This is a genomic window from Armatimonas sp. (assembly GCF_031410135.1).
In the GTDB taxonomy this organism is placed as follows: Bacteria; Armatimonadota; Armatimonadia; order Armatimonadales; family Armatimonadaceae; genus Armatimonas.
Map to the genome: position 1 here is coordinate 1 of NZ_JANNYP010000823.1, position 2,543 is coordinate 2,543.

At 55.1% G+C, this 2,543-nt stretch carries 3 protein-coding genes; 2 read left to right on the forward strand and 1 reads right to left on the reverse strand.

The genetic code is table 11. The features are described from left to right. Positions 1-171 precede the first annotated feature (171 nt). Together RMO15_RS30075 and RMO15_RS30080 are read left to right on the forward strand one after the other, a co-directional pair. Positions 172-606, forward strand: coding sequence for a substrate-binding domain-containing protein (locus RMO15_RS30075; protein WP_309721900.1), 435 nt, complete (start codon positions 172-174; stop codon positions 604-606). A gap of 3 nt (positions 607-609) precedes the next feature. Then, positions 610-1,425 carry a PIG-L family deacetylase gene (locus RMO15_RS30080; RefSeq protein ID WP_309721902.1) on the forward strand — a complete coding sequence of 272 codons (816 nt, stop codon included), beginning with the start codon at positions 610-612 and terminating at the stop codon, positions 1,423-1,425. On the opposite strand, the gene RMO15_RS30085 is transcribed toward RMO15_RS30080, so the two are convergent. Then, positions 1,402-2,543, reverse strand: a 1,142-nt coding sequence (locus tag RMO15_RS30085; RefSeq protein ID WP_309721904.1) for a hypothetical protein, incomplete at its 5' end; no start/stop codon positions are given. The genes RMO15_RS30080 and RMO15_RS30085 overlap by 24 nt on opposite strands.

Below are 2,543 nucleotides of genomic sequence, written 5' to 3' on the forward strand. Positions count from 1 at the left end.
GTGGTGCTTAAAAGTGCCCTGGTCTGACTGTATATCGGGATCGCATCACCAAGGAAAAAACGACCTTTGTGTCAGTGCGCCCTGCCTATGCTACCTTGCCAAACTCAGATTTTCATGCTCGGTGGTGAAGCATCTTCATGAGGACTGTTTCAGAACATTGGCCGCGACTTAATGTCAGGCGAGGGGCGCTACCAAGGCTGCCAAGCGGCTTGTGAAGAGCTCGGTCTGGAAGACACCCTGCACTACGAAGACACCGTCTGGGGTGAGGAGGGAGTCTATGCCCTCGTGCGTGAGCGTTTCTCTCAGCCAGACGCCCCCACAGCCATCTTTACCGCAGATGAGCTAGCCGCACTGGGGGCGCTTCGTGCTCTCAAAGACATGGGCAAGCGTGTCCCAGAGGATGTCTCGCTTCTGACGGGCCTAAATGCTCGGTTCATGCGCCGCACTCTCCCCGGGGTCAGCACGATCCAAATCCGTCAGCATGAAATCGTGACGGAGCTCGGTCAGAGCATTGGGCGATTGCTGCGTGGCGAGCCGATAGAGAAAACGCAGCACTTTCTCGCACCGGTCTTAGCAGAATCCGGCTCCTGTGCTGTGCTAAAATAGCGGATGCATCACATTCTCTGTATCGGCGCACACCCCGACGACAACGAGCTGAACTGCGGCGGGCTCGCCACACGGCTACGACGGCAGGGCGACTTGGTTAAGTTCGTCTCCGTAACCAATGGCGACAAGGGACACTTCGCGGAAGAATACAAAGCCGATCCCGAAAGCCTCGCCGCTCGGCGCTTGATCGAGGCAGAGAGCGCTGCGGCGGTAATTGGGGCAAGCTACGAGACTCTGGGCACGCACGACGGCGAGGTCTACGTGGACAAACCCAGCACCGAGGCCATGGTGCGCTGTATCCGCAGCTTCGGCGAGCCTGGCAAGGGGCCCGATCTCGTGCTCTTCAACCGCCCCCTCGACTACCACCGCGATCATCGGTACACCGCGCAGCTGATCTTGGATGCCACCTACATGCTCACCGTTCCGCTGATGTGCCCGGAGACGCGCCACTTAGATCGCATGCCCGTCTTTGCCTACTGGTACGATGATTTCAAAGACATCCAGCCCTTCGTCGCCGAGGTTCAAGTCCCGATAGACAACTGCCTCGACAAGAAGACCCGCATGGTCTGCGCCCACGCCTCGCAGTTTTTTGAGTGGCTCCCCTACAACGCGGGCTTGCTTGCTGAAGTCCCCACAGACGAAGCAGGCCGCCAAGCACGCGTGCGCGGCATCGTCGAGCGACGTGGTGCCTACCGTGCGGAGAAGTCCGCAGGAGCCCGAATCAACGGCGGCCCCTGCCAGCACGCCGAAGCCTTCCGTATCTGTGAGTACGGTCGCCAGCCCAGTGACGACGAGCTACGGCAGCTTTTTGGAATCTGAAAACTTCTCCATCATTTGCAAGTAGGCCTTCGCATCCCTCCAGGAAATATCCGCAAAGTAAGCAATGTAACCTTGGTATTCTAGTGTGGGGCCAGCGCCAGGGATTAAATTTGTCTGGAATATCCGCCAGAAGTCCTCGTTCGAACGGTTGGGAGCTTGGTAAGGAAATGGATCCATCCAGCGCAATCCTAATGAGTCAAAGCTACGTAGGCTGGGAGAGGGTTTCGTCCATAAAAGCATTACATTCATTCCTTTGAGGTATAGAGGCAGTGCAGGAGCAACCGACTTGAGTATGGGATGGAGCATTTTCAGAAAGCCTTCGCCTGTAGAATACAGAAAGCGCTCCCACTGACTTTGAATGCCTCGCTGTTTTATTTGTAATTGAAAACCAAATTCAGCAGGAGCATCGGGTAAAGAGAATCCTTTGCCAATCAAATCGACAGGGTCGCAACCTGTCTGATTAAGAAAGGCAAGCCGATTGTGCAAGTTATAGCCAAACTTGTAGGTGGTGATATTGCTGGCCATTACCTGATGGAGATAGTAGGGAGGAGCTAAGTTATGAACGGCAAGTGTAGCGAGTCCTTCCATCTTGGCAAGCTCTATTAGTGACTGCGCGGTTGCTTTTTGTATGCTTATCGTGGGGACTAGGCAAGTCTCATCAGGTCGTAGAGGGAAAAAGAATGAGTGTGCTGACGGAACCTCAGGGTGACGTTTTTGTAGCTCAGGGATTGTCTCACCAAGTAGATTTCGGTCTTCGGGAGCATTGGCCACTAGCTCATTTTTAGGCCCCCAGAGAGGACGCATGAGAGCACCGACAGGGAACTTCAGTCTTTTTCCTTCCGCTATTGCCGCGTCAAGTAACGGACGAGCCAGCTCGGTACGTGCAGGAACCGCCAACCAGATCGCCGTCTGGTGTGCCTTTTGAGCCAAGATAACCGCCTCTTTCGCTTCCTCAACCGTATGGGGGGCCAGTACAACAACTCGCTCTCTCCAGAGTCCCAGATTGGGGATGACAGGGGTAATCAGCTGCTGAGGATCAAAGAGCACTGCAATATCCGTCAGCCCATACCAGGGTAGCTCTCTCTTATCCGGAAGAATCAAGGAGCCTTCAACCTGGG